Here is a 5,073-nt window from a genome sequence, read left to right on the forward strand (position 1 = left end):
ATATAGGTCCAAAGGTTGAAGCGTCTGCTGCCCGGGTTCTGCTCGAAGGCCGGKAAGTCCGCATACTCGCTCTCGTCCATAACGTTGGAGAAGCGTAGGCAAACGATCTWGAGCTCGCTGTCCCAGCGGCAATACTGCTTTGCCATCTCCTMGCCGAGATGCTTCGAGAGGGAATAGGAGGTTTCCGGGCGCGACTGATAATTCTCGTCCGCCGGCAGATAGTCAGGCTTGATCTCGTAAGGAATGCCGAGCAGGGTCTCGCTCGACGCCCACACGATGTTCTTGATGCCGAGCAAGCGGCATGACTCGAAAACATTGAACGTCGAAATGGTGTTGACCCGGAAAACATCCGCAGGAGCAACGCGCCCCGGCATCGGCACAGCGGCCAGATGGACGACGGCTTCAGTGTTGCGATTGTGGTCCCAATCAAAGCCACTGATCGCCTCGATCGTGGCGCGCATATCCTCGAAATCGACCCTGACGAAGGGGCAGAGGTTTTCTGGCGGAGCGATCGTATCCGCGTTGATGACGTCGTGGCCGCTCTCAACYAGATGCTTGATCGTGGCTCTACCCAGTTTGCCGCTGCCGCCTGTGACTAAAACTCTCATATCGTAATACCTCCGTAGAACCTTCCAGGTTAGCGGCTTCGGCCGACCGCCACAGCCAGGATGATGAGCATTCCGCGCGCGATGAGCTGCTGGCTGTAGTCGAGGCCGCCAAGAATAAGACCGTTGTTGATGACACCGATKAGCAGGGCACCGACGATGGAACCGATCACGGTGCCGCGTCCGCCGAATAGGCTGGTACCGCCGAGAACCACGGCTGCAATGACAGACAGCTCATCGCCTTCGCCAAGCTGGAAGCGTCCAGACTGCAGGCGTCCAGCATAGAGCATGCCAGCGATCGCAGCGGCCATCCCCGTCAGTAGCAGCACCTGGAACTTGATTTTCCGGACATCGACGCCGCTGTAGCGAGCTGCGACCGAGTTTCCGCCTGCCGACATGACCTTGCGGCCGAACGGTGTCTTTCGGAGCGCGATATGGGCGATMGTGCCCAGAACGGCGACCCAGACAACGAGGACAGGAACAGGGCCGATGTTACCGGAACCAAAGACGAAAATGAACGTATCGTTGATAATTGKAACAGGCGAAGTGCCGCTTACCCACATTCCGACCCCTCGCGCGATCCCCATCATGCCGAGTGTCACCAAGAACGACGGGATGTTGAGATAGGCAGTCAGGCCGCCGTTTACGGCGCCTACCAGCAGCCCGAGGGTCAAGCCCGCGAGAATGCCGGGGAATAGACCGTACTTGCTCAGCACCAGGCCAGCGACCACCGACGACAGTCCGGCTATGGCTCCGACCGAGAGGTCGATCTCGCCCGCCGAGAGTACGAACGACATTGCCATGGAAACGATGGCGACGATCGCAGTCTGCCGCAGGATGTTGAGCAGGTTGTTTGAAGATAGGAATCCGCGATCCTGCAGCAGGATCGCGAAGACGATGAAGATGACGACGAAGCCGATGTAGACGACGTAGTCGCGCCAGTTGCTGTGCCACGGCCGCATGTGGGTTGCATCCGTCTCTGTGTTCAATGTCTTGGCTTCAGTGGACATTTTGGGTTGCCTTCTGAATCGCGACCTGCAGACCGAGTTCGGTGCGGATCAGCGGAGATTGAGTTTCGTCGYCGGCAATCGTGGCCCAGCTTTCGATTTCGTCGCGCTCKATTTCGCGCGCGAGACGTCCGTTGTTCATGACCAGGATGCGGTCACTTGTTGCCAGAAGCTCGGCTGGTTCCGACGAGATGACGATGACGGACTTTCCGGAGGAGGCGACGCTCCGAATGAGTTCAACGATCTCGGCCTTTGAACCGATGTCTACGCCTGCTGTTGGTTCGTCGAGAATGACAACCKAAKGATCAATCGCTAGCCATTTGGCAATAACGATCTTCTGCTGGTTGCCGCCGGAAAGGTTCCTGACCTTATTGTCAGCGGACGGCGTCTTGATCCTCAGTTGCTTGATGAGATCGGAGGTCAGTGTTCCCTCGCGTCGACGGTCGATGAAGGGACCGCGGACGAGCTGACCGATCTGCGGCAGTCCAAGATTGTCGCCCACGCTGTGCTCGACAACCAGACCTTCCTCGTGGCGGCTCTCCGGAACAAGCACAATGCCAGCCTTGATCGCATCCGAAGGTGACTTGAACTCAACGGCAGTGTCGCCGAGTTCTACGGTTCCCGCAGTTTTCTTATCGACGCCGAAAAGAAGGCGGGCAAGCTCGCTCCGGCCAGCGCCCATGAGGCCTGCTATTCCCACAATCTCGCCCCTGTGAACGTCGAAGCTGACATCGCTGGGTTTTCCCGAAGGGCCCGAAAGGCCACGTACGCTCAGCGCGGGTTTGCCGCTGCGATCAATGGCGCGCGCCTGGTATTGGAAACCGGTGACACGCTTGCMGACCATGTGCTGCACGATCGAGTCGAGCGTGAATTCGGATGTCTTCCCGGAGGTCACGTTCTGACCGTCACGCAGAATTGTAATCTCGTCGGCGATCGTCATGATCTCGGTCATGCGATGGGAAACGTAGATCACGGCTGTTCCCGCCGCAGTGAGCTTCTTCAACATGCCGAACAGAGTGTCGGCTTCCTGTGCGCTCAGCGACGAGGTTGGTTCGTCAAGGATAAKGATCCTGGCGTCCTGGTGGATGGCCTTGGCGATCTCGGTCAGCTGGGCCTGGCCGGGGCTGAGTTCAAAAACAGGCGTCCTCGGATCAACCCTGAGGTTGAGTTGGCCGATGATCTCGGCTGCCTGTGCGATTTCCCTGCGCTCGTCGACCAAGATCGACAGGCGGCGGGGCTCCCGGTTGAGGAAAATGTTCTGGGCGACCGTGAGGGTGGGGATCAGGCTGAGGTCCTGGAAGATCATCTCAATGCCGAGCCTGCGGGAATTCTCCGGAGAGCTTGACGACATGTGTTCGCCAAAAACCTCGATGGATCCCTCCGTGGGTGTKACCACGCCCTGCAGGATCTTCAACAGCGTAGACTTGCCGGCGCCATTTTCGCCGACCAGCGCATGGATTGTCCMGGGTTGGATCGTCAGGCTGACACCGCGCAATGCGTGCACGCCGCCAAACGATTTCCTCACGTCGCGCATCCTGACGGCGGCGAGGGTTTCGGTGACTGCTTGAGTGTTCATGGTCGTTGTCCGCCGCTGGGKACGGGGAGCGGCCGGAGCCGCTCCCGCGYACCGTTAGTTCATTGCGTCGGTGAGAATCTTCGGTGCCTGGTCGCCGTTCGACTGCGGCCACGCCTCGATCAGGTTATCGCGGGTCACCGCAAGGGCCGGGAGCACGACGTAGGGAKGTGCGTCCTTTCCGAGTAGGGCGTATCMGGCAAGGATGCCCTCGGCATAACCGGCGCCGTACGGACGCTGGGATCCGGTTCCCTTGACGTAACCCTTCTTAGCCATGTCGATCGAGATGTTGACGCCAAGGTCGCAAGTGGTGATGACGAKGCTCTTGGACGCGCCCGCTGCGCGCGCCGCTGACAGGACGCCTTCTGTTGGAACGTCMCACACGGCCCAGATGCCATTGAKGTTGGGGTGGGCCGTCAGCATTGCGGAGGCGACGCGCTCGGATTCGCTTGAGAAATCAGGGCCTCCGACACCGGTCTCCTGGACGATCTTGATATCMGGATAATCCTTGATCGCTTCCTTGAAGCCGACCACGCGTTCTTTGGTGGCAAAAAGGTCGGACGCATGCGGGATGAGACCGATTTCGCCCTTGCCGTCKAGCGCCTTGGCCATGAGCAGTGCGGCGACCTTTCCCATCCCGCGGTTGTCGGAAGAGACGAGGCTCACATAGTCTTTGCCAGCCTTCATCCCGGCGCCGGTCTGGTCAAGGAAGATGATCTTAATGCCAGCGGCAGCAGCTTTCTTGTATGCTGCGGCCGTGGCTGACTGCTCGGCGGGAACGGTGATCATGACGTCAGGTTTGAGCGCCATGACGCTTTCGATGTCTKAAACTTGCTGCTCCGCGCGATATCCAGCATCAGTCGTCGCAACGATTTCGACGCCGAGCTCTTCCAGGGCCTTCTTTTGCCCGGCCATCTGGGCCTTGGCCMAGTCAGACGCCGTGTAGTGCATCACAATGGCCGCTTTGGCATGCTTCGCCTTGATCTTTTCGATCTCCTCGGCGGATAGCTTCAGGTMGCTCGCGAGGGTCGCTTTTTCGCCGTTGGGCCCGCTTGCCGGGTGACTTTCAATATCCTTGATCTGTTTAWCGACATCGATCGCGAAGGCGCTCGGCGCATAGGCAGCGCTGCCGCCGAGGGCAGTGGCAAGGGCGATCATCTGTAGGGACTTGCGCATCGTCATAGGCATTTCGGTTCCTCCCTTTAAGGCCTATTGAGTTCCTCGAATTCAATAACGTATACGTTAATGCATTTGTAAAAGCTGTCAACTGAAGAAATGTCGGAAACATMGGCGAGCCGAATTGAGCATCCCGCATTTGGGATGGTTTCAACCACCGTGAGTGCCCAACGCGGTAGTCATCACGGTGGTCGCCTTGTCCGTTTGCCACCAAACGGATCGAGGCAGACCGCCCMCATGAAATCGACCCGGAACGATCCTTACGGCTCCCGATCGACGCGGTAGTCAAATAAAAGCTATTGCGCAAATGGAGAGGTATAAGGTATGAGGTATGATGTCGATGGGCAGACTTTTTGCAGCTGAATGTGATATTGTTATGTTTGTCGTATAGGATACGTTATTTTGTGTTTCGATATTGTGATATCCAGAAAAGTGCGCCACATTAGTCGCGGTTTATGAGGGAGGAAGAATTGACAGCAGCAGTTTCGATCCGCGATCTCGCGAACGCTATCCGTGTCCTGTCGATCGACGCGGTTGAGGCCGCAAAGTCCGGGCACCCCGGAATGCCCATGGGCATGGCTGATGCGGCGGCGGTGCTGTTCGGCCGGCACCTCAAGTTCGATTCAAGCGAACCTGGCTGGCCGGACCGCGATCGTTTCGTCCTGTCGAACGGCCATGGCTCGATGCTGCTCTACAGCCTTCTGCACCTCAC

Annotated in this window: 4 protein-coding genes and 1 pseudogene; 1 reads left to right on the top strand and 4 read right to left on the bottom strand. The window is 58.3% G+C overall.

Features of this window, described 5'->3' with window-relative positions:
* The 4 genes from QD357_RS31155 to QD357_RS31170 all read right to left on the bottom strand — a co-directional run.
* The coding region (locus QD357_RS31155; RefSeq protein ID WP_414125844.1) for an NAD-dependent epimerase/dehydratase family protein at nt 1-608 on the bottom strand (608 nt) is incomplete at its 3' end.
* A 29-nt stretch (nt 609-637) separates the two neighbouring features.
* A complete protein-coding gene (locus tag QD357_RS31160; protein ID WP_414125845.1) occupies nt 638-1,615 on the bottom strand; it encodes an ABC transporter permease in 978 nt (325 codons plus the stop codon).
* Entirely contained in the window at nt 1,605-3,188 is a 1,584-nt protein-coding gene (locus tag QD357_RS31165; RefSeq protein WP_414125846.1) for a sugar ABC transporter ATP-binding protein, read from the bottom strand. The genes QD357_RS31160 and QD357_RS31165 overlap by 11 nt, the downstream gene beginning before the upstream one ends.
* A gap of 54 nt (nt 3,189-3,242) precedes the next feature.
* Complete coding sequence (locus QD357_RS31170; protein WP_414125847.1) at nt 3,243-4,373, bottom strand: substrate-binding domain-containing protein; 1,131 nt, start codon at nt 4,371-4,373, stop codon at nt 3,243-3,245.
* A gap of 443 nt (nt 4,374-4,816) precedes the next feature.
* Between QD357_RS31170 and QD357_RS31175 the strand changes: the two are divergent.
* Nucleotides 4,817-5,073 (top strand): annotated as a pseudogene (locus tag QD357_RS31175) (transketolase); the annotation flags it as partial.

This window comes from Rhizobium sp. BR 317 (genome assembly GCF_047445835.1).
Classification (GTDB): Bacteria; Pseudomonadota; Alphaproteobacteria; order Rhizobiales; family Rhizobiaceae; genus Rhizobium; species Rhizobium paranaense.